At 42.5% G+C, this 19,210-nt stretch carries 26 protein-coding genes and 1 pseudogene; 16 read left to right on the forward strand and 11 right to left on the reverse strand.

Going from position 1 to position 19,210, the window contains the following annotated elements; translation table 11 throughout:
* Window positions 1-576: 576 nt before the first annotated feature.
* Window positions 577-888: a transposase gene (locus tag V7L29_RS23185; RefSeq protein WP_334736932.1), complete on the forward strand. Its 312-nt coding sequence runs from the start codon at window positions 577-579 to the stop codon at window positions 886-888.
* A 430-nt stretch (window positions 889-1,318) separates the two neighbouring features.
* Here the strand turns inward: V7L29_RS23185 and V7L29_RS23190 are convergent, their stop codons facing one another.
* Window positions 1,319-1,549 carry a hypothetical protein gene (locus V7L29_RS23190; protein ID WP_334736933.1) on the reverse strand — a complete coding sequence of 77 codons (231 nt, stop codon included), beginning with the start codon at window positions 1,547-1,549 and terminating at the stop codon, window positions 1,319-1,321.
* Window positions 1,550-2,070: 521 nt separating this feature from the next.
* Here V7L29_RS23190 and V7L29_RS35590 point away from each other — a divergent pair.
* Window positions 2,071-2,355, forward strand: coding sequence for a DUF981 family protein (locus tag V7L29_RS35590; protein WP_442944243.1), 285 nt, complete (start codon window positions 2,071-2,073; stop codon window positions 2,353-2,355).
* Between the two features lie 27 nt (window positions 2,356-2,382).
* Complete coding sequence (locus tag V7L29_RS23200) at window positions 2,383-2,673, forward strand: hypothetical protein (protein WP_334736934.1); 291 nt, start codon at window positions 2,383-2,385, stop codon at window positions 2,671-2,673.
* A gap of 121 nt (window positions 2,674-2,794) precedes the next feature.
* Here the strand turns inward: V7L29_RS23200 and V7L29_RS23205 are convergent, their stop codons facing one another.
* Window positions 2,795-3,025, reverse strand: coding sequence for a hypothetical protein (locus V7L29_RS23205; RefSeq protein WP_334736935.1), 231 nt, complete (start codon window positions 3,023-3,025; stop codon window positions 2,795-2,797).
* Window positions 3,026-3,232: 207 nt separating this feature from the next.
* On the opposite strand from V7L29_RS23205, the pseudogene V7L29_RS23210 reads away from it, so the two are divergent.
* The 7 genes and pseudogenes from V7L29_RS23210 to grxD all read left to right on the forward strand — a co-directional run.
* Window positions 3,233-3,556: pseudogene (locus tag V7L29_RS23210) on the forward strand (DUF981 family protein); the annotation flags it as partial.
* Between the two features lie 56 nt (window positions 3,557-3,612).
* Window positions 3,613-3,927: a glutaredoxin 3 gene (gene grxC / locus V7L29_RS23215; RefSeq protein ID WP_334736936.1), complete on the forward strand. Its 315-nt coding sequence runs from the start codon at window positions 3,613-3,615 to the stop codon at window positions 3,925-3,927.
* A gap of 276 nt (window positions 3,928-4,203) precedes the next feature.
* A complete protein-coding gene (tadA, locus tag V7L29_RS23220) occupies window positions 4,204-4,689 on the forward strand; it encodes a tRNA adenosine(34) deaminase TadA (RefSeq protein WP_334691161.1) in 486 nt (161 codons plus the stop codon).
* Window positions 4,690-4,801: 112 nt separating this feature from the next.
* The gene (locus V7L29_RS23225; protein ID WP_334691162.1) at window positions 4,802-5,560 is read left to right on the forward strand and encodes a lysophospholipid acyltransferase family protein; all 759 of its coding nucleotides are present in this window, start codon (window positions 4,802-4,804) and stop codon (window positions 5,558-5,560) included.
* A gap of 747 nt (window positions 5,561-6,307) precedes the next feature.
* Window positions 6,308-6,916, forward strand: a complete 609-nt coding sequence (locus V7L29_RS23230) for a hypothetical protein (protein WP_334691953.1) — start codon at window positions 6,308-6,310, stop codon at window positions 6,914-6,916.
* Between the two features lie 242 nt (window positions 6,917-7,158).
* Window positions 7,159-7,416 (forward strand): BolA family protein, encoded by a 258-nt coding sequence (locus V7L29_RS23235; RefSeq protein WP_094346138.1) that lies wholly within the window; start codon window positions 7,159-7,161, stop codon window positions 7,414-7,416.
* 84 nt (window positions 7,417-7,500) lie between these two features.
* The gene (gene grxD / locus V7L29_RS23240; protein ID WP_298918833.1) at window positions 7,501-7,824 is read left to right on the forward strand and encodes a Grx4 family monothiol glutaredoxin; all 324 of its coding nucleotides are present in this window, start codon (window positions 7,501-7,503) and stop codon (window positions 7,822-7,824) included.
* A gap of 350 nt (window positions 7,825-8,174) precedes the next feature.
* Here the strand turns inward: grxD and V7L29_RS23245 are convergent, their stop codons facing one another.
* Window positions 8,175-8,423, reverse strand: coding sequence for a DUF6761 family protein (locus V7L29_RS23245; RefSeq protein ID WP_334691955.1), 249 nt, complete (start codon window positions 8,421-8,423; stop codon window positions 8,175-8,177).
* A 584-nt stretch (window positions 8,424-9,007) separates the two neighbouring features.
* On the opposite strand from V7L29_RS23245, the gene V7L29_RS23250 reads away from it, so the two are divergent.
* The gene (locus V7L29_RS23250; RefSeq protein ID WP_334691956.1) at window positions 9,008-9,781 is read left to right on the forward strand and encodes a response regulator transcription factor; all 774 of its coding nucleotides are present in this window, start codon (window positions 9,008-9,010) and stop codon (window positions 9,779-9,781) included.
* A 95-nt stretch (window positions 9,782-9,876) separates the two neighbouring features.
* On the opposite strand, the gene V7L29_RS23255 is transcribed toward V7L29_RS23250, so the two are convergent.
* The 4 genes from V7L29_RS23255 to V7L29_RS23270 all read right to left on the reverse strand — a co-directional run bounded on the left by V7L29_RS23255 (window position 9,877) and on the right by V7L29_RS23270 (window position 12,452).
* Complete coding sequence (locus tag V7L29_RS23255; protein ID WP_334691957.1) at window positions 9,877-10,656, reverse strand: ABC transporter ATP-binding protein; 780 nt, start codon at window positions 10,654-10,656, stop codon at window positions 9,877-9,879.
* Window positions 10,657-10,759: 103 nt separating this feature from the next.
* Window positions 10,760-11,326, reverse strand: coding sequence for a hypothetical protein (locus V7L29_RS23260; protein ID WP_334736937.1), 567 nt, complete (start codon window positions 11,324-11,326; stop codon window positions 10,760-10,762).
* A 98-nt stretch (window positions 11,327-11,424) separates the two neighbouring features.
* Window positions 11,425-11,886: a DUF4079 domain-containing protein gene (locus V7L29_RS23265; RefSeq protein WP_334736938.1), complete on the reverse strand. Its 462-nt coding sequence runs from the start codon at window positions 11,884-11,886 to the stop codon at window positions 11,425-11,427.
* Window positions 11,887-12,056: 170 nt separating this feature from the next.
* Complete coding sequence (locus V7L29_RS23270) at window positions 12,057-12,452, reverse strand: DUF1830 domain-containing protein (RefSeq protein ID WP_334691960.1); 396 nt, start codon at window positions 12,450-12,452, stop codon at window positions 12,057-12,059.
* A gap of 593 nt (window positions 12,453-13,045) precedes the next feature.
* Between V7L29_RS23270 and V7L29_RS23275 the strand changes: the two genes are divergently transcribed.
* The 3 genes from V7L29_RS23275 (at window position 13,046) to V7L29_RS23285 (ending at window position 16,770) form a co-directional block, all read left to right on the forward strand.
* Window positions 13,046-14,635: a photosystem II high light acclimation radical SAM protein gene (locus V7L29_RS23275; protein ID WP_334736939.1), complete on the forward strand. Its 1,590-nt coding sequence runs from the start codon at window positions 13,046-13,048 to the stop codon at window positions 14,633-14,635.
* A 102-nt stretch (window positions 14,636-14,737) separates the two neighbouring features.
* The gene (locus tag V7L29_RS23280; protein WP_334736940.1) at window positions 14,738-16,135 is read left to right on the forward strand and encodes a DICT sensory domain-containing protein; all 1,398 of its coding nucleotides are present in this window, start codon (window positions 14,738-14,740) and stop codon (window positions 16,133-16,135) included.
* Window positions 16,132-16,770 (forward strand): pentapeptide repeat-containing protein, encoded by a 639-nt coding sequence (locus V7L29_RS23285; protein ID WP_334736941.1) that lies wholly within the window; start codon window positions 16,132-16,134, stop codon window positions 16,768-16,770. The genes V7L29_RS23280 and V7L29_RS23285 overlap by 4 nt, the downstream gene beginning before the upstream one ends.
* A 197-nt stretch (window positions 16,771-16,967) precedes the next feature.
* On the opposite strand, the gene V7L29_RS23290 is transcribed toward V7L29_RS23285, so the two are convergent.
* Both V7L29_RS23290 and V7L29_RS23295 read right to left on the reverse strand, forming a co-directional pair.
* Window positions 16,968-17,237 carry a PIN domain-containing protein gene (locus V7L29_RS23290; protein ID WP_334693335.1) on the reverse strand — a complete coding sequence of 90 codons (270 nt, stop codon included), beginning with the start codon at window positions 17,235-17,237 and terminating at the stop codon, window positions 16,968-16,970.
* A gap of 9 nt (window positions 17,238-17,246) precedes the next feature.
* Window positions 17,247-17,486, reverse strand: a complete 240-nt coding sequence (locus tag V7L29_RS23295; protein WP_334693334.1) for an antitoxin — start codon at window positions 17,484-17,486, stop codon at window positions 17,247-17,249.
* Window positions 17,487-17,688: 202 nt separating this feature from the next.
* Between V7L29_RS23295 and V7L29_RS23300 the strand changes: the two genes are divergently transcribed.
* Window positions 17,689-17,979, forward strand: coding sequence for a helix-turn-helix domain-containing protein (locus V7L29_RS23300; RefSeq protein ID WP_334736942.1), 291 nt, complete (start codon window positions 17,689-17,691; stop codon window positions 17,977-17,979).
* Entirely contained in the window at window positions 17,967-18,539 is a 573-nt protein-coding gene (locus V7L29_RS23305) for an IS630 family transposase (RefSeq protein ID WP_334736943.1), read from the forward strand. The genes V7L29_RS23300 and V7L29_RS23305 overlap by 13 nt, the downstream gene beginning before the upstream one ends.
* Window positions 18,540-18,565: 26 nt before the next feature.
* On the opposite strand, the gene V7L29_RS23310 is transcribed toward V7L29_RS23305, so the two are convergent.
* Both V7L29_RS23310 and V7L29_RS23315 read right to left on the reverse strand, forming a co-directional pair.
* Entirely contained in the window at window positions 18,566-18,880 is a 315-nt protein-coding gene (locus V7L29_RS23310) for a hypothetical protein (protein WP_334736944.1), read from the reverse strand.
* Window positions 18,877-19,077 (reverse strand): hypothetical protein, encoded by a 201-nt coding sequence (locus V7L29_RS23315; protein ID WP_334693332.1) that lies wholly within the window; start codon window positions 19,075-19,077, stop codon window positions 18,877-18,879. Before V7L29_RS23315 ends, V7L29_RS23310 begins: the two co-directional genes overlap by 4 nt.
* Between the last annotated feature and the right edge of the window lie 133 nt (window positions 19,078-19,210).

Below are 19,210 nucleotides of genomic sequence, written 5' to 3' on the forward strand. Positions count from 1 at the left end.
TTTCATCTGGCTATTTCAGTCTTTAAGTCTACCAAAGGGCGGTTACGAAATTTCGATTACAAATGTTAACGAAGTGTCAATTCCAGATTTATTGACACTATTCTCAATAATTTTCATTATTTAAGGAGTATTTAGGAGGATCTACAACTATGGCGGTTCTCGTTTGAGTGCAGTACAGTTTTGACCTCTCTCCAAACCTCTCTCCTAAGAGGAGAGAGGCTTTGAATCTTACTCCTCTTCCCTGCTAGGGAAGCAGGGTGGTTTCATACAAGCAGAGAAAAATTAAAACTGGGTTTCAAAGCCTCTCCCCCCGTGGGGGAGAGGTTTGGAGAGAGGGAAAAAGCCATGTCACAAAACAATAAATCAAGACTTATGTATTTTTCTTTTTTCGTATGAAACCACCCTGCCCTTCCCTGCTAGGGTAGGGGTTGGGGGTTAGGTCTGTATTCGACTCAACTGCAAACCGCTATATTTTGGTTTTGTAGAGAGATGTGTGTACACTGTAGATGTTTTATACACATAAAAAGTAAAGACTGTCAGAGGCGTTGTGTAGTATTAAGTTTTAAGAATGGTGTTATGAGTCGCCAACCGAGAAATTTTCAACCAGGATTCTCTTATCACGTTACTACTCGCTGCAACAACCGCGAGTTTAACCTGCAAGAGCGAGAATGTCGGGAGGTCTTTTTGTATGCTATCAAGAAGGCTTTGGACAAATATGGTTTTAAGCTTTATGCTTTGTACATTCTGTCAAACCACGTACACTATCTCATAGAACCAGTTGCCCATCAAGACTTGCCCAAAATCATGCATTTCTTGAACTGGTACAGCCCCTTTGGGGAATTCAAAAATCAAAAGTCAAAAAATAGGTACTTTCATCTCGTAGTGTGATGATATTTTTGCTAGATTATGTTTTTAATATGAATAATCACATACCAATTTCTGATAGAACATTTGAGTTTGCTGTTAGAATAAGCAAACTTTGTTTTTATCTAGATAAGCAACCAGGAACACCCCTTCTCTGCGAGACGCTACGCGTAGCTTGCTTCCCCGGAGGGGTAAGGGGAAGTCAAAAGTATCAATTCAAAAGTCAAAATTAATAATCCTAAAAATAAATATGAGGATTTATAATCGGGACATAGTATTTCTTGTACCACGGAGTTTTTTATTTTTTGACTTTTGACTTTTGACTTTTGAATTTTGAATTTGAGCGAAGCGAGTCACGCCCCGAACTAGCACTTCTTGGTACAGAAATTCGTCCAAGCTTTCTCGAGGTTGTAGGTTTGATGTGCGGGTGTGAGATAATGGGAACGGGCTCGATTTAATTGGAAAAATTGGGAATTTCTGCTGATTGAGATAAGGAGACTAAGGCTTCGGAGCCCTGAATATCCTGAGGAGTAAAGAGCTGAAATTCAACTACTAGAGAGGAGCCCCCTACTACTTGGCTGGTTTCAGAATCTGATAGTTCCTCGAATAGAGGAGCTTGCAGGTTTTGAAGTTTGTCGGCTTGAGGAGCTTTGATTTTCCGCAAGAAATGTTGACGCTTATTCATGAGAAAAGCAACTGTGAAATAGACTGCATACTTAATGTATCAAGCTAGAGACAGGATAATCAAGGGTTCATACAAAACATCCTACTTTTCCCACTTTTCCTACTATGGGAATCATCTTAATACGCTTGAGTTGGTGAGCTACAATCCAGAAAAGCTCTTCAAGAGGTGAATCGTGTTTATCGACTACATCACCCAAATGTTAATCAACATGGTAGCTGGATTATTTCTACTCGCTGACTATGTGTATCGTGGGGAAAGATATTTCTAATCAAAAACAGTGGATTCCTGGGTTTGGAATTACGGGTGCAAAGACGCGTTGGCGCAGCCTCAAGAAGAGAAGCGGCTTGTCGCCAGACATCGCCCTAACAACTGGTTTACACATGAGCTGAACCTGGCCAGTAATTGGTAGCTATAACATTGCCTTCGGTGAAACAAGTATCTTAATTTGGGTTGCGGCGGCGTAGGCGTAGCCCGTCGTAGACATCGCCCTAGCTCAAGGTTGGGATTTATTCACAATAGCAATTTACGGCTTTTTTGCGGGTGCAGTTGCGATCGTAGTCGGTATCCGCATCCTCAACTTGAATTTGACAAAGCAACCGTTTTTATCAGGGATCGGCTTTATTTTAACTGGATTAGGTGGTATTTTTGCAGCCCCAACTCTTTATTGGAAAACCAATCGAACTTGGCGACTAATTGGCGTAGCAGTGCTAATAGTAGCCGCTCTAATTTGGGCATTAACTGGATATTTGGCTTACTGGAGTCATTTAGAGGGTTTCCAAAAGTGGGTTCCAGCCCGAATGCGGTAAGCAATGATCTAGGCTAGAGACATTGTTATGAGTCACCAACCGAGAAATTTTCAACCAGGATTCTCTTACCACGTTACTACTTGCTGCAACAACCGCGAGTTTAACCCGCAAGAGCAAAAAGCTTTTTTACAACTGGGCAAAAGATTGGATGAATATGCCAAAAAGTATTGTGGGTTTTGCCAAAGGTATAAACCGAAATTAAAAACAGCCAAGCTTTCCTACTGGGGTAGTAAGCTGCTGGCTGGTCAACCCCCTTTGGGGGAATTCAAAAGTCAAAAGTCAAAAGTCAAAATGAAAAGTCTTTTTTTTGACTTTTGAATTTTAACTTTTGAATTTGAGCCAAGCGAGTCACGCCCCGAACTAGCACTTATTGGTACAGAAATTCGTCCAAGCAAATCGAGGTTGTAGGTTTGATGTGCGGGTGTGAGATATTATGAATTTACCCACCATTCTTTCTTTTCAGTACTGACTCAACTCTTTTTTCCAATGCTGTCAATCTAGTCTCGAGATGTTGCACTACAGCAGGATTTGTTGCTGTTGAATCACCCAGACCACCGACGACTCTATCTGTCTCTTCGTCTGATAATTCCGAGAATAGAGGAGCTTGCAGGTTTTCTTGTTTGTCGACTGTTAGAGCTTTGATTTTCCTTGAGAAGTATTTTTTAGTCATATCGTATCGGTTAGCTAGCTATTGACTGCATACTAATATACCTAGCTGGAGACAGGATAATCAAGGGTTCATACAAAACATCCTACTTTCCCCACCTTTTTTACGATGCGTTACTCTCATAGGAACGGAATAAATACGCTGTTTGTTGTGAGCTAGGTTTTTGGAATCTTGTTTGTGGCAGCTGCGTAGGCGTAGCCCGTCGTAGACATCGCTCTAGCTCAAGGTTGGGATTTATTCACAATCGCAGTTTACGGCTTCTTTGCTGGTGCAGTTGCGATCGTAGTGGGTATCCGCATCCTCAACTTGAATTTGACAAAGCAACCGCTTTTATCGGGAATCGGCTTTATTTTAACTGGATTAGGTGGTATTTTTGCAGCCCCAACTCTTTATTGGAAAACCAACCGAACTTGGCGGTTAATTGGCGTAGCTGTGCTGATAGTAGCTGCTCTAATTTGGGCATTGACTGGATATTTGGCTTATTGGGATCATTTAGAGATTTTTCAAAAGTGGGTTCCAGTCCCAAGACAGTAGGCAATGCCAGCAATGATCTAGGCTAGAGATATAGTTAAAACCTTGCTTAAAAAAATATGCTGGACTTTCTTAATCCCCTCTTAAATCGGCATCCAGAGCGAGTCAAAGCCAACGTCGAACTTTACACATGGCAAACTTGTCCTTACTGTATCCGTGCCAAGATGCTGCTGTGGTGGAAAGGTGTAAATTTTACTGAATATAAAATCGATGGCGACGAAACAGCCAGAGCTAAAATGGCAGAACGCGCTAACGGACGCCGTAGTGTACCGCAAATTTTTATCAATAACCAGCACATTGGTGGCTGCGATGACCTCTATCAGCTAGACACACAAAGTCAACTCGATTCCCTTTTAGCCCAAGCCGCTATTTAGAAATCAAATTAACCCCCAACGGTTGACTTGGTGATATTATGTTGGGCAATTTTGGATTTTTACCGTCAGACTTCTAGAACACCAATTCAGTAATCTTGAAAGAACCTCTCCCCCAACCCCTCGACCTTGGCGTAAGTCTGCCTAACGGCATAGCAAAGAGGGGAGTTTTGCTCCCCCTTACCACGTAAGCGGGAAAATTCAAAGCCTCTCTTTTAAAAGGAGAGGATTTGAAGAGAGGTAAGAATATTAAGTTGTACATCGCGTATTGATAAGAATATGCTAACTAAGTACACAGAATATGTTATACATAAACAATGGATGAGTTGTGCCCTAAAATTAGCACAAACAGCAGGTGATGCAGGTGAAGTCCCTGTAGGTGCTGTTATCATTGATTCAACTGGCAAATTACTGGCACAAGGAGAAAACAGAAAAGAGCGCGACAAAGATCCTACCGCTCATGCGGAAATTCTTGCTCTTAAGACAGCTGCAACAACTTTAGAAAATTGGCATCTTAATGAATGCACCCTCTACGTAACTCTCGAACCTTGCCCAATGTGTGCAGGTGCTATTGTACAAGCGCGTCTAGGACTACTTGTATATGGAGTAGACGATACAAAAACTGGCGCAATTCGTACAGTTATTAACATACCCGATAGCGCTGCTTCTAATCACCGACTCCAGGTAATCGGAGGCATTCTAGAGTCAGCTTGTCGTCAACAGTTACAGGCTTGGTTTGCTACTAAGCGGCGTAGGGGAAACTAACGGACAGAGGTAAAACTGTCCATCTAGTAGAAGACAACTCACGCAAGAGAATCTACGGTGTAACTAATCAGGCTTTTCGTTAAATTTTACCCGTCAATCAGTTGCATTCGTCATGATGGAATTTTCCTCTTCATCCGATACGTGCCAGCACACAGCAGCAAATCCTCAGGTAGATATTACTACCTCAAGGGTTTCTCCTTGGTTAAGTCCTCTGGCATATTTATTAGGGCGTCACTGCCTATTACCATTATTCTTTGGGCAAATTAGCATAACCGGACAAAAAAATATCCCCACAACTGGGCCTGTGATCCTCGCGCCTACCCATCGGGCGCGTTGGGATGCATTGCTCGTACCCTACGCTACCGCTGATTGTCTGAGAGAACAAGACTTGCGGTTTATGGTAACTATTGACGAATGCCAAGGTTTGCAAGGCTGGTTTGTCCGACGTTTGGGGGGGTTTCCTGTAAATTCTAAGCATCCGTCAATCCGCACGCTGCGACATGGAGTTGAGCTACTTCAGCAGAAAAAAACCCTGGTGATTTTTCCAGAAGGTAACATTTTTCGTGATGGTCAAATTCACCAGTTGAAGCCAGGAATTGCTCGTCTTGCTTTAAGTGCTGAATCTAGTTATCCCGGACTGGGAGTGAAAATTATACCCATAGGCATTAATTACAGCCAACCTTATCCAAATTGGGGTACAGATGTGAGTATTCACATTGGCTCCCCAATCAGAGTAACGGATTACATGAGTGGCTGTATAAAACAAGATGCTAAAAGCATCACAACTGATTTAGCAAAGGCACTTCAACAATTAACCCATCAAGAAACAAAAATTACTAATCACGCATTTGCAGAAATTACTAATTCTTGATCTCGTTAAACGTACTCTCTAGTTTTACCCTTTTAAGTGCTTTTAGTTTCTAGCATCTTTACTTTCTCAACTAATGTTACTATGGTCTTCTGCTGCTCTTTCATTACTTTAGTTAGTACAGCGATAATATCCATTGAACTTACTGCCTTTCTGTCAAAAGTTGACTTTATTTTTCAAAAAAATCAAGCTATATTAAACTCCAAAAACTAAAAAATAACTGCGGTATACTCTACTTTCAAAAATAAAAGTCGAGGACGATTTGGCACTTTTTTGGGAAAACAGTTAATTTCTGTCTGCAAACAACTCAATTGCTTGGTGGTAAATATTTTCAATCCAAAAAGCGAAGTTGCAATGCTTGCTGACAAGGCGTTCCACCCTAAGCAAGCTACGCGCAGCGTCCTATTCTTAAGCAGAAGTTATGATTTTAGGAAGCCTGAAGCTTCTGACTTCTTTTCTCGTCTACGTTAGTTGAGACTGGGAAGCATAGTATTTATGATGTGGCTCACTAGAGTTTTAGTCTTGCTTTGAGAAAACTATACTGTCAAATATCCAACCTAACTTGAGATAATTATTGGGGAAGAAAGTCGGTAGCCGTAAGGACGGACAGTTGGGAACTCGATTAAACGGATTTTCAGTCTAAATCAGAGATACTTAGGATGTAGCTTTGCTTTGTCCAAGACCAAAACAGAGTTAAGATACCCGAAGTTTCCATAACTTTTCCGTATAGTCGTTGCACTAATTGATCCCATGAACACTGCTGCCGCTGTTACCTTGATGCACCGTACTGTTTTATCAGTCATAGCAGTCCTCAGCCTGCTATCACCTGTGAATGCTCAGGTATCACAGTCACCAGGCACTACCAGCCAACCACAACCGATTGACCCCAACGCTCCCAATAACCTTCATCCCATAACCCAAAATAACAGCCTTTTGAGCATTGAAGGCGGCGATCGCCTCATGAAAGAGGCAAACCAAGCCGTTTCTGCTCAAAACTATCCCTTAGCTGCTAAGAAGCTGCAAGAAGCACGTCAGGTTTATAATCAGCTATCTAATTTTTATCAAGAGTTAAACGCTAGCTTTTCGGGAATTGATAATAGAGTTTCTGATTCTCAGCGTCAAAAAGCTCTAGTAACAGCCCAAAAGCGAGATGAAGCGACCTTTCAGCTAGCATTGGTACATCGAGCACAAAATCAGCCAGAATTAGCTGTACCATTGTTGATTCAAATAATTAAAAGTCAAAACCCGACGCGGGATTTAGGCAAGAAAGCTTATAAACAGTTGTTTGAATTGGGTTTTGTAGATTCTCCCTATCCCAGAGAAGGTGGTGGTTCATCTTCCTCATCCCAAAAAAAATAAATTAAATTGGCGTTGCCTGTTTTTCCTTATCTTCCCCATCTTTCACATCCTTCTCTCCCTGAGCAGCACCTTGGAACGCCCCAGTGCTAGGATAGGACTATCTGCCGTAGCTTTGACCCAGCGCTCTCAAAAATCGACCTCAGAGACGCATTTATCCCCAGCCTTGCCAAAACCTGAAGTTGGCACAGGTATTTGCTCTATATCTGTTAATAATAGAAAAGTAAGTTTTTTCAGGAATAGCGATGATTAGTCCGCAGCAGGTTGAGGCAATGATCAAGGCGGAACTGCCAGACGCCCAGGTTCAGGTGCAAGACTTGACTGGTGGCGGTGACCACTATCAGGTAACAGTAGTTTCATCGCACTTTGCAGGTAAGGGACTAGTGCAACAGCACCAGTTAGTTTATGGTGCTTTGGGGCAAGCTATGTCAACTGAAGCGATTCATGCTTTGGCAGTAAAAACATATACTCCCGAAACTTGGCAAGCAACAGCAAGTTCCTAAAGTTATGAGTTATGAGTTAGAAGTTATGAATTTTTAACTCTTCACTCCTCACTCTATTAATGCAACATAGGAAACACAAATACCATGACGCCAGAACTCAAAGAGAAAATTGATAACTTGCTACAACAGAACAAGATTTTAGTTTTCATGAAGGGAAACAAGTTAATGCCCCAATGTGGTTTCTCCAACAACGTTGTGCAGATTCTCAATACCTTGGGAGTTCCCTTCGAGACAGTTGATGTTTTATCAGACTCTGAAATCCGTCAAGGAATTAAAGAATACTCTAACTGGCCGACAATTCCCCAAGTGTATATCAATGGTGAATTCCTTGGCGGTTCTGACATCTTGATTGAACTCTACCAAAAAGGTGAATTGCAGGAAAAGGTAGAAGTAGCACTGGCCTCGTAATATCTCTTTACGCAAACCAGAGGATATGCTGCTGAATTTGCGCTTCGCAATCAAGGCAATGTGCCGTTTTTAATGTCCTTGAAAGGGGAGATACTATTTCTCTCCCCTTTTAAGGGTTTTTTAATAGGTTTTTCACAAAAACACTTGACCTGTCTTGGAATTGATTTCAGGGTTAGTCAAAAATCCCCTCAGTCGAATTGGCAAGACCAATATAGAACTGAGGGGATGCGTTTTCTCAATACAATATCTCCAAAATCTCACACCACAGCAACCCATTGACGAATACAGATAATATGCTATAATCATCTGCGGTAATTAACGGTTACTATCAATGGCTAGGTAAATGGTACTTAGTAGTAATCGTGTTGTGGCTGTGGTTGCGGCACTGCAAAATTTGATCCATCGTACAAGTAGCGGCTGGCTTCCTCTTCTAAGCGATGAATCAGAAAAGGTTCAATGATGTTGCCATGTCGCAGTGCGGCTAGATATCCATCCAAATACATCCGCATATCATCCGTGCGATAACCGCGATTCCATAACTCGACGAAGGCGTCGGTGAGTCTTTGGTAATAGCGGATGGTTTGTGTGTCTTGGAGCATAACTGCTGTATTAATCTCTTTGGAATGAGAATTGTAAATGATTCACGCTCAAATGTGAAGTGTAATTTCACTTTGGCATCAACTCAAAGTAAACACATCTACTTTGGGCATTACCCTCATAGCAGCTACAAGTTACTTTAATCCTATTCCAGAAAATATCGATTTTAGTTATCTGCTAAGTTATTTTTATAATTTTCATACTCAATAGCCCAATTGTATTGGTGTTATGTTCATGGATGTGGGCATTAATTTTTGCGAATAAAATCTACTTTTACCATCAGGTTGAAAAGCTGTTGTAGTAACGGTTAGCTGGTTAGGTTATAGATATTTGCCAGATTACACCCATCTCAAAGCAGAATGTTAAGCTAAAAGAACTTTTGATAAGTTTAACAACACTTTCGATAAACTTAATAAAAATTTAATAATATTTCTAATTGCCTTCCGGCAAGGCATAAATTAAAGATATTGCTACTCTTTTTATGAGGAAATGTAAAGCTAATCGCAACTGAAGTAACAAAGGCTACAAAACCTTAGACATGGGCTTGTTACTTTGAAAGTCATCGACGCTAAGGGATCTTGCCACCGTGGGTTCGGTTTGTATAGAAATCATTGAAGGGAATCCCCATCTGAGGTCGTTGCTGGGTTGGCATTTGCAACAACTGGAATACCGTGTGCATCAAGCTGCCAGCATTTATCAAGCAAGGGAAGTATTTTTAAGCCATCAACCAACACTAGTCGTCTTAGATGCAGACCTGCCTGATGGTGATGGCATTGAGTTTTGTCGTTGGTTGCATCGTCAGCAGCAGCCTCTAATCTTAATGCTATCTGCCCGTAATAGTGAAGGTGATATCGTCGCAGGTTTAAAGGCGGGTGCAGATGATTATCTGAGCAAACCTTTTGGGATGCAAGAGTTTTTAGCACGGGTAGAGGCACTGATTCGCCGGAAGCGCACACCTACTGCACCAGCTTATTTGGATTATGGCACTTTGCAAATCGATTTAGTTCAGCGCCGTGTTCGCTTCCAAGGGGAGTTCATCGACTTAACGCCCCAAGAATTCAGTTTGCTGTACGTCTTGGCACAAGCTGGGGGAGTGCCTCTGAGTAGGTCGGAATTGTTGCGTCGTGCTTGGCCTGACGCTATCGATAACCCTCGTACCATTGATACTCACGTTTTGTCGCTGCGGAAAAAGGTTGAACTTGATCCCCGGCAACCCAACTTGATTCAAACTATCCGCAATGTAGGATACCGTTTTAACATGGAAATTTTGAATACCAATATTTCACAGTCACAAACAACAAAGTTAGCTAGAGAGAGATTTAGTAATCAACGTTCAACACTTAGTAGTAGTCAAGTGTGAATCGGGCATTGGGCATTGGGCATTGAGCATTGGGCATGGGGTGAGGGGGAGTAAGAAAACAACTCGTGATTCCTGTCACCTGACTCATTCAAAATTTAAAATTCAAAATCGTCTTGAGCTTCTGCTTTAATCAAGCTTTCTTGTAATTCAACCCAGTTTATCTCAGAGACTCTTTGATTTGCGAATAAATGACCTTGTTGTAAGTGTAATAACCGAGTGCAAAACATCTGGGCTAGTTCCAGTTGGTGATTTACCATCAGAATCGTGGTTTGATGAGTTTGACTCAACTGGGTTAAGACTTGCATTAGATGAGAAGCTGTACCAGCATCTAGGGCAGAGGTTGGCTCGTCTAATAATAATATTTTAGGCTGGATGACTAAGGCACGAGCGATCGCTATTAGTTGTCGTTGTCCAGCAGAAAGTTGTACCTCTGTTCGCCCTAACCATTCATTGGGAATGTGCAGTTGTTCTGTCCATTGACTGACTCGTTGCTGAATTATCTGTTTGGACAAACCACGCAAAACTAAAGGATAAGCCAAGGCTTGCTGAACTGTCATTCCCAACAGTTTTGATTCTTGCAATACAAGTACAAGCATCTGGCGTAGCTGGATGACAGGAATTTGGCGATATTCTTGATTTTCTAGATAGATTTTGCCACTAGTGGGTTCAATTAGGCGGTTAAGGAGGCGTAATAACGAAGTTTTACCAGCACCAACTGGCCCCAAAATAGCAATGCGATCGCCCTGAAATACCTCCAAAGAAATATCCTGTAATATGGGGTATCCCTGCTGATTACCGGGAAGTTGGGTTTTCAGCTTTGTAAACAGATTAACTTGCTCTAGCCTAAGAGTGGCTTTTGCTATGACATTATCCAAGGTGAGTGGGGAGTGGGGAGAGCAGGGGAGGCATGGGAGGTGGGGAAAAGAAGAACTATTGATTCTTGATCAATGCCCAATCCCCCAAGCCCAATGCCCAGTTCTAAGTTAATTGTCCAGTAGTAAAGGCTGTGGCGATCGCCCAGCCATCGACCAATAGTAGCAGAAGCGTGAATCCCAGTAAAATCAAGTACATCCACGGCTGTGCTAAAGGGCGAATATCTGTAGTATCAATGCCTGTCTTTGCTTGCACAACTTGCACAAAACGGGCAAACCCGGCTACACGCATTGGTAGTAAATAAGCTTTCTCATCCTGGCTGAGAAAATAATAAACCAGCCCTCCTTGACCAGTGGTGCGGGGTTTTAACTCTTTCACCTCTGACCAAGGTAAAAACCAGCCTTTACGAAAAAAGCGAGGCACCCAAGCGGGGTAAGTAACCTGAATTCCCTGGTCATCTACCATTACTTGTTCAGTCAATACCGCGTACAAGGCAACTAAGCCGATGCTAATCCCTATCCACAATAATTCTGGGGGTACGGGTGCAGCTGTTACCTGCGATAAGAAGGGTAATGGAACTGTGAGTGCTATGTATAAACTCAACAGCGTTATCCGAATCAAAGGAGACAGACGAAAAACAGAAGCTGAAATATTGGCTGAGTTTGCTGTCACGGCTCAATTACAATGCTTTTCTTCATTGTAGGGTAGGTCTATGTCTTAGCTGGACTGTTGCACATAAGCTATCTCACTTTCAAAGGGCAAATTATCCTTCATGGTAAATACTTTTGCACTACAATCCAACCAGTAAGGGATACCCAGGCAAATCCTACAAACAAAATTATATTTACGCCGATGTGTAAGGGTCTAGCCCAAGGTCGTCTGGTACTGATTTGCGTGGCACTGAAAGCAGACAGTAAAACTAATGCTACCACTATCAATCCAGCAACTAAGTGTGACGAGTGACCTAAGGAACCAAAGTGACCGAAAGTGCCAATAATACCGATTGCCAGCAATAGTAGCACTAAACTTACCATGCTGATGCCCATTGTATAGTGGAGCGATCGCACCTCCCTATTTCCGCCCAGAAATGGGATAATAAAAGGGAATTGCTGCGACGTTCTCGCCTGAAACATCCATACGCCGGTAACTGCTAACATCAGATATGCCAGCAGGGACAACCCCATCGACCAGGCGGCTATTTTCCACAACCAAAGAAATGAAGGCAGATTCATAAGAATGATTGTAGATGGAGAGTGAGGGAGATGGAGGAGTAGGGGAGCAGTTCTTGAGCAGTTCTTGAGCAGGGGAAGAATAACAATACTTTATGCCCTATGCCCCATAAATGATAAATAAAAAGGGCTGCTGAATTCAGCAACCCTCAAATTGAGCCAAATTATTTTTTTTAATCAACAGAAGCGAAACTACCCACTTGTAAAGGTTTTCTAGTATCTTCAGTTTTTGTATTAAGTAGCTGCAACATTGGTTTGGTATTAAAAGGGTCTTTTCCATCTGATGAGTCTGGATCAAACTCATCAGTGCTGGGTTCGTCGAGCATCAAGCGATCACACGGAATCTTATCGGATAAAATTGCACTTGCCATCATCCCTGTATGAATCTCCAGTTGACCTTTTCGCGGAGTTTCAAACACTAAACGCTGTCCAGGGAAAACAACCCTTTCAAAGTACCAGTTGGGAATATTGGAGATGCGGGCTACCTGTATTTTGCTCGTGGCATTAATGTAGCAGCAGAGAATTTTTCCCGATTGCTTAGGTGGTAGAGGATCTAATATTTGAGCCATAACTGCTAAGAAGCTTTACGCCACAATTTGACATTACACTAGTCAAGCCTAGCATTGCCTGATCCCCAGTTGTTGTAGCTCCGACTACCAACTGAACTCTTTCTAGATTATTTCTATCTAAAGATATATCGTAGTTTATAAAAATTTTGTAAATATTTATGCTTTCTCTACAATTTTACACTATGTGAATATCTTTGATTTTTTAATCTCTGGCAAAAAAGCTTTAACTTCTTTAGGGCAGATAATTATCAGGTAGGTATAGCGAAGATCCCCTTAGCTTGAGGCTAGTTCAGGAGTGTATTTTTATGTTTCATCTATCCCACGATTAAAACCCTGGGATCATCGCTTAATGAATAAACTCAATGTTATCGTAAAGCTATATGAAAAATGTCTTCATAAAGCCTCTCTTGATAAAATGCCATGCATTTGGTATGCAAAGTAATTTTATTGATTTTTACATCTGTGAACAAAAGTTTCCTATATATCAACAATCGGCTTCAATGTCAAGCAAGATTGTAAGAGATTAAGAGCAGTCAAAACAAAAACACGCCTTAAAACTGGAATTTATCTCGCTTTCCCCAAAGATTGGCAAGATGGAAGTCAAAACACCCATGATGGAAAATCGAATTCTTTACGTTCGCCTTCCTTGTAACCCTATCTTTCCCATTGGGGTTGTCTACTTGAGCGATCACGTCCACAAACAGTTTCCTAATATTGAACAGCGCATTTTTGATTTGGGAACAGTGCCACCTTTAGATTACACTTTTGCCTTGGATCGCTGTATCGATGAATTTAAACCGACACTGCTAGTATTTTCTTGGCGGGATATTCAAATTTATGCCCCAGTTGGGGGACGTGGTGGCAACCCGTTGCAAAACGCTTTTGAATTTTACTACGCTAAGAATCCTCTATTGAAACTACGCGGGGGATTGGGCGGTTTGCGAATCTTCATCGCTTATTATGTAGAGTTGTGGCGAAATCAAGGCTTAATCAAACGCGGTTTAAAACGTGCCCAAAAATATCATTCTGATGCTCGTGTAATTGTAGGTGGTGGTGCAGTCAGCGTATTTTACGAACAATTGGGTAAAAGCTTACCCCAAGGGACAATTATTTCTGTGGGTGAAGGGGAAACCCTGCTGGAAAAACTTTTAAGTGGCAGAGATTTTCGAGATGAACGCTGTTACGTTGCAGGAGAAACTCAACCACGAAAACGGTTAATTCACGAACAACCCACCCCACTCGAAAAAACAGCTTGTAACTACGACTATATCGAAAGCATCTGGCCGGAATTTAACTTTTACCTGCAAGAGCAAGATTTTTATATAGGGGTACAAACTAAACGTGGTTGTCCTCACAACTGTTGTTATTGCGTCTACACTGTTGTCGAAGGCAAACAAGTACGGATCAACCCAGCAGATGAAGTAGTTGCTGAGATGCGACAATTATATAATTGCGGCATTCGCAACTTCTGGTTTACCGATGCCCAATTTATCCCAGCGAGAAAATTTATCGACGATGCCATAGAACTCTTGCAAAAAATTGTCGATTCTGGTATGACAGACATCCACTGGGCAGCTTACATTAGAGCCGACAATTTGACACCAGAGTTGTGCGACTTGATGGTGAAAACCGGGATGAACTACTTTGAAATTGGGATTACCAGTGGTTCTCAAGAACTTGTGCGGAAAATGCGGATGGGGTACAATCTGCGAACCGTCTTGCAAAACTGCCGTGATTTAAAAGCAGCTGGTTTCAAGGACTTAGTTTCCGTCAATTACTCCTTTAATGTCATTGACGAACGTCCCGAAACCATCCGCCAAACTATCGCCTACCACCGCGAACTAGAACGGATTTTTAGTGCTGATAAAGTCGAACCAGCCATCTTCTTTATTGGACTACAACCCCATACCCATTTAGAAGAATACGCTTTCAAAGAAGGCATCCTCAAACCAGGGTATGATCCAATGAGTTTGATGCCGTGGACAGCCAAAAAACTCCTTTGGAATCCCGAACCCCTTGGTTCATTCTTTGGAGAAGTCTGCTTGCAAGCTTGGCAACAAAACCCCAACGATTTCGGACGCGAAGTCATGAAAATTTTAGAAGAAAAACTGGGTTGTGCCGACTTAGAAGCAGCACTTTCTGCACCAATAGAGATAAAAGATAAACAGTTAGCAGCTGTTTGATAAAATTTGCAGAATCAGACAAGAGCAAATTTCATCTTCTTATCTCTCGCCTGCTCTCCTGCTCTACTCACTCCCCCTCTGCGGTTATTTTCACTCAATCCCATGTTAGAAGGTTCAATCCTACAACAGCTAGAAACAGCCCATCGCTACACCACCAGGCCAATTCGATTCGGTGTTTACTACAAAAATACCTTAGTTGCCCTGTGCCACGCTCTAGAAGACCATATCTTAACCGACGACGGTACACCGCTAGTTATCACAGCCTTCCAACAGGGTAAATGGTATCTACAAGAAGCTGGGCGATATGCAGACATCGCCCAGCGCAGCTGCCAAATTGCCATCATGGCTGCCGCTGAATCTGGCTTCGCTGAACATCCCACAAGCCTTTTACCCAATGTAGACTTAGTGGCATTAGATCCAATCGATCCAGTAGCGCAGGAGTGGCACTTAATTATTTTATCGCCTAAATACACAGCAATGGTAATTTGTCAAGAATTATCAGAGCTTGATTATGGCAGCGCTGGAGTGCCGACATCAGACTTAGAGCGAAAATTCTATGGTTTGTGGACATTTGAGCCAGAGTTAGTGCAAGAGACAGCAGAAATAGCGATCGCTCACATCAGAAAATACAACCCAGAATTGGCAGAAAAACTCACAGCCGATAAACAACAAATTGTACCGTCAATGGCGAGATCCGAAAATTTAGGTGCAGTTGTCTCCCGTGTAGTAGATTACCTCCAAACTGGGCAAGATAATTTATCCATCCCCACAGCCCTTCAGCAACAAACCCTAGATCGCAATTTGGTTTCTAACGAAATCCAAGCCTTTTTGCGAATGGCGCAACTGATGGATATGGCAGATGTCAACAATCAAATGGCAGCTGCGGAAGTAGTGGTACTTGCCGAGGCGATCGCCCAGCTTTTGGATCTTCCCGCATGGCAGATTAAAAGATTGCGGCTGGCGAGTTTGTTGCATCGCATAGATCCATTACAAAAAGCCGAAAGCGTTCTCACTGGCGGTATATCCACACGCTACCAAGAAGATGCCCCCAGTTCTCCCTTAACTTGTCCCTTAGTACCGGGGGCGCAAGTACTGCGAACCATGCCACGACTACGAGCAGTTGCCCAAATTATCACTCACCAAACCGAGTGGTGGAATGGCACAGGGGAACCAGCAGGTTTAGCTGGAGATGAAATACCCCTAGAGTCGAGAATTTTGGCATTATTGGCAGACTTTCAGTGGCGACTCAATCAGCGAAAATCGTTAAATCAAAGCCGGGAACAGATACTTACTCAAGCTTTAGATGAGTGCAGACAGCAACAATCTACCCGCTTTGACCCTAAACTTGTAGATACCCTAGCTTTATTAGTTATGGGTTTGCAACAAGGACTCGACTTACCCTTGATGACACCCAAAGTCAGCGCCGGCATCTGGATACTTGATTCCCAATGGGATAGCCACAGCAAGATAAGTGAGGAGATTGGTAGTTACTTTACATGAATATTGAAGCCATTAGATTAGGAAAACTCAAACAACTTCCAGGGGCAAATTTAGAAGACGAGGAACTCTCCCGACTGGATTTAAGCCGGATTAATCTTGCTGGCGCTACCCTTGTCGGCACTAATTTCGCTGTTTCCAAACTCGAAGGTGGGCATTTGGAGGGGGCGAATTTGATGGGAGCAAACCTTCAACAAACTGACTTGCGAGCGAGTTTGATGGGAGCAAATCTGATGCAAGCAGATTTAACAGGTGCTGACTTGCGGGGTAGTAATTTGCGTGGTGCTAACTTGATGGGAGCGAGACTCAGTGATGTGTCATTGGCGGGTGCTTTCTTGAGTGGTGCCAATTTGATGAACGTGAACTTACAAGGTGTGGACTTGCGCGGTGCTGACTTGCGCGGTGCAAACCTGACTGGGGCAAATCTCAAGGGTGCAGATTTGAGTCGCGCTGATTTGCAAGGGACGTTGTTGAGTGAAGCAAATCTTGAAGAAGCTGACTTGCGGGGGGCGAATTTGGCGGGGGCGAATTTAACGGGAGCGAATTTGTTGTGTGCAGAGTTAGAAGGTGCAAATTTGAACGGCGTTAATTTGAATAAGGCGTGTTTGGTGGGTACAGTTGTGGAGGGTGCGTTTTGAATATGGGTTAATGTTATGCAAACTGCAATAAATAATATACTAGACCACCCCAATGTATGCCCTCAAAGTAGCCAATTTTCTACACTTAAACCAGGTACGCGCTCAAATTCGCGGACATTTGCTGTAACAAGCGTCAGGTTAAGGGCTAGGGTATGGGCAGCAATCAGTAAGTCATTTGGGCCGATGGGTCTTCCTGTTTACTCTAGGTGTGTACGAATTACCGCATAGTGCTGATCCACGGGAGGCGATAGCGACAAAATAGGTAACACTTCAAGAATGCTTTCTAGTTGCTGAAGAAGACGGAGAGAGCCGCTTTTAGCTGCACCAAATCGCAATTCACACACCACAATAATGCTGGTACAAATGCAGTTTTCCTCTACGGCTGCGAGTCGCTGAAACACCAAACCTTGAGGATCTCTGACCAAATCTGAAATGATGTTGGTGTCTAGTAGGTATTGATAGGTCATTGGACAGGATTAAAGCACAATATCATCAAGTGGCAGTAACCCTTCATCTATGTTAGGAAAGTTTTCTGTAATGTCTTCCAAAGTGGCAAGCAGTGAAAGTAGAGAACCGGAAGAAATGGGTTCGATGATTAATCGATTACCTTCTTTGCGTAACAAAACTTCTGTGCTGGATAGAGCAAATTCATGAGGAATGGTTAGGACTTGATGTTGTCCATCCCGTAAGAGGTAAACATGGCATGAGTTTGGCATCAAGCAATCTCCTTAAAATTATAATTATAGCGGTTCCTGCTTGAGTGAAATACAGTATGGGATGATGGAGTATATTAACGTCAAAATACCTATGGAATGAAACCTTACTCCTGTGATCTGCGCCAAAAAGTGATCAACGCACATAACAATAAAGAAGGCTCTCAACGACAATTGGCAATAAGATTTAGTGTCAGCTTGAGTAATGTTGCAAAGTTTACTCAGACGATATCGTAGCAGTGGGACAGTTGAGCCAAAGCCTCACGGTGGAGGTCAAATACCAAAGCTCAATAATGAGCAACTGGCATTGGTAAGGTTATTAGTAGAGTCGAATAATGATGCTACTTTAGTGGAATTGTGCGATCGCTTAGAACAACAGACTCAAGTAAAGATAAGTCGTTCCTCAATGGGCAGAATTACTCAAAAGCTGAATCTGACACGCAAAAAAAAACATTACATGCGAGCGAAAAGTATACAGAACGGGTGCAAAAACTGAGGGCAGAGTATTGGACAATCATTGGAGAAGTAAACTTAACAGATTTAATATTTATCGATGAGGCTGGAATAAATATTGCTATGACCAGACGCTTCGCTCGTTCGCCTCAAGGTAGTCGTGCTTATGGTAATTGTCCTGATGGTCGAGGGAAAAATGTGACGATGATTGGAGCGATGTCAACTGAAGGCATCATTGCCGCCATGACTTTTACTGGCGGTACTAATGCATCTGCTTTTGTTACCTATGTGAATCAAGTTTTGGTCCCAAATCTTTGGCCAGGCGCTTGTGTTGTCATGGATAACTTCAGTTCTCATAAAGTAACAGGTATCCGAGAAGCTATCGAAGCAGTTGGAGCCAGATTGGTATATTTATCACCTTATTCTCCTGATTTTTCACCAATCGAGAATTGTTGGTCGAAGGTAAAAGAGTTTTTACGTTCGCAAGCTGCTAGAACATATCAACACTTAGACGAGGCCATCACAAATGCCCTCAATGCAGTAACTAAAAAAGACATTATTGGATGGTTCACCCACTGCTGTTACTATATTGCACCCAACTGAGAAACGCTATATTTCGCCGCAGTGTATTACTTTACAATATCAGACCTTCCACAATTCTCTAGAACAACTCGACCATTTTCAGCATCTAGTTCGATGATCATTACCTGTAATTGCCGTACCCGTTCCCATGCTGTTCGCATCTCTAGTTTGCGAATTGAAAAAGAAACCGTTGGAGAATGCTCTTGAGAACATAAGAACCACTGAATCCTTGCTGATACCCCGCCTCCATGAACAGCACGAATTTTAGTGTGTACAATCAGATATTCTCTACTTATAGGATGACCACATTTTTTAGAAGCCAGATCCAATGCAACCTCGTACAAGCGATCGCTATCTTTCAATGTCTCAGGTGAACAATGCGAGAAGAAAATATCGTGTTCGCCATCGTATAATCATTTCCTTTGAGTCCCTTTGGGGTGCGTCGAGGATTTCCTCCTGCATCTAAATATCGCTGACGGGCGATCGCAAATAGTTTTAATATTCTTTGCGCTTGTTGCTGTTTAATGGTGTTAGATATGGTGTTAGATTGCGTCATCATTTTTATTCCCATCCGAAGGTCACTACTTCGCCGTTTGGTAATATCGTTGCCAAGGGTAAAACAGTGCTAGGAGTTTGAATATGCCAATACCCTGTGTCTTCATCATATAATCTTCAAACAAGTAAATTTAGAG

Source organism: Nostoc sp. (genome assembly GCF_036916575.1).
In the GTDB taxonomy this organism is placed as follows: domain Bacteria; phylum Cyanobacteriota; class Cyanobacteriia; order Cyanobacteriales; family Nostocaceae; genus Nostoc.

What these genes read in the sequence shown, in the direction of transcription:
- V7L29_RS23185 (WP_334736932.1), top strand. Translation starts at nt 577, where the DNA reads ATGAGTCGCCAACCGAGAAATTTTCAACCAGGATTCTCTTATCACGTT.
- V7L29_RS23190 (WP_334736933.1), bottom strand. Translation starts at nt 1,549, where the DNA reads ATGAATAAGCGTCAACATTTCTTGCGGAAAATCAAAGCTCCTCAAGCC.
- V7L29_RS23200 (WP_334736934.1), top strand. Translation starts at nt 2,383, where the DNA reads ATGAGTCACCAACCGAGAAATTTTCAACCAGGATTCTCTTACCACGTT.
- V7L29_RS23205 (WP_334736935.1), bottom strand. Translation starts at nt 3,025, where the DNA reads ATGACTAAAAAATACTTCTCAAGGAAAATCAAAGCTCTAACAGTCGAC.
- grxC (WP_334736936.1), top strand. Translation starts at nt 3,613, where the DNA reads ATGCTGGACTTTCTTAATCCCCTCTTAAATCGGCATCCAGAGCGAGTC.
- tadA (WP_334691161.1), top strand. Translation starts at nt 4,204, where the DNA reads ATGCTAACTAAGTACACAGAATATGTTATACATAAACAATGGATGAGT.
- V7L29_RS23225 (WP_334691162.1), top strand. Translation starts at nt 4,802, where the DNA reads ATGATGGAATTTTCCTCTTCATCCGATACGTGCCAGCACACAGCAGCA.
- V7L29_RS23230 (WP_334691953.1), top strand. Translation starts at nt 6,308, where the DNA reads ATGAACACTGCTGCCGCTGTTACCTTGATGCACCGTACTGTTTTATCA.
- V7L29_RS23235 (WP_094346138.1), top strand. Translation starts at nt 7,159, where the DNA reads ATGATTAGTCCGCAGCAGGTTGAGGCAATGATCAAGGCGGAACTGCCA.
- grxD (WP_298918833.1), top strand. Translation starts at nt 7,501, where the DNA reads ATGACGCCAGAACTCAAAGAGAAAATTGATAACTTGCTACAACAGAAC.
- V7L29_RS23245 (WP_334691955.1), bottom strand. Translation starts at nt 8,423, where the DNA reads ATGCTCCAAGACACACAAACCATCCGCTATTACCAAAGACTCACCGAC.
- V7L29_RS23265 (WP_334736938.1), bottom strand. Translation starts at nt 11,886, where the DNA reads ATGAATCTGCCTTCATTTCTTTGGTTGTGGAAAATAGCCGCCTGGTCG.
- V7L29_RS23270 (WP_334691960.1), bottom strand. Translation starts at nt 12,452, where the DNA reads ATGGCTCAAATATTAGATCCTCTACCACCTAAGCAATCGGGAAAAATT.
- V7L29_RS23275 (WP_334736939.1), top strand. Translation starts at nt 13,046, where the DNA reads ATGGAAGTCAAAACACCCATGATGGAAAATCGAATTCTTTACGTTCGC.
- V7L29_RS23280 (WP_334736940.1), top strand. Translation starts at nt 14,738, where the DNA reads ATGTTAGAAGGTTCAATCCTACAACAGCTAGAAACAGCCCATCGCTAC.
- V7L29_RS23285 (WP_334736941.1), top strand. Translation starts at nt 16,132, where the DNA reads ATGAATATTGAAGCCATTAGATTAGGAAAACTCAAACAACTTCCAGGG.
- V7L29_RS23290 (WP_334693335.1), bottom strand. Translation starts at nt 17,237, where the DNA reads ATGACCTATCAATACCTACTAGACACCAACATCATTTCAGATTTGGTC.
- V7L29_RS23295 (WP_334693334.1), bottom strand. Translation starts at nt 17,486, where the DNA reads ATGCCAAACTCATGCCATGTTTACCTCTTACGGGATGGACAACATCAA.
- V7L29_RS23300 (WP_334736942.1), top strand. Translation starts at nt 17,689, where the DNA reads ATGTTGCAAAGTTTACTCAGACGATATCGTAGCAGTGGGACAGTTGAG.
- V7L29_RS23315 (WP_334693332.1), bottom strand. Translation starts at nt 19,077, where the DNA reads ATGATGACGCAATCTAACACCATATCTAACACCATTAAACAGCAACAA.